This is a genomic window from Acinetobacter sp. 18QD2AZ41W (assembly GCF_009829025.1).
Lineage (GTDB): Bacteria > Pseudomonadota > Gammaproteobacteria > Pseudomonadales > Moraxellaceae > Acinetobacter > Acinetobacter pseudolwoffii.
Genome location: NZ_WURP01000078.1, coordinates 1 through 283, shown reverse-complemented (window position 1 = coordinate 283; position 283 = coordinate 1). Strand labels below are relative to the sequence as shown.

The 283-nt window shown below is 39.9% G+C and carries 1 protein-coding gene; it reads left to right on the top strand.

The window, feature by feature from the left end:
- Positions 1–86: 86 nt before the first annotated feature.
- The coding region (locus tag GVV58_RS15355; protein WP_159516865.1) for a transposase at positions 87–283 on the top strand (197 nt) is incomplete at its 3' end.

Genomic DNA, 283 nt, shown 5'->3' with positions numbered 1-283 from the left:
GTAAGCGTCCGCTGAACACACCTTATGAATTCATCCTATAAGCCTTAATTTAGTCCCCACTTAAAAACAAGTGGGGACTAAAATTTATGACTACAAATCACCAGACATCCATCGCATCTCTTGCGAAAAAACGAAGAACATACAGTGCTGAATTTAAACAGCAGATCGTTCAGGCTTGTAAAGCACCGGACGTTTCAATTGCTTCAGTCGCTTTGCAACATGGATTGAATACAAATCTTGTATCCAAATGGATTCGCTTAATTGATGCTAAGCCAGGGAATGA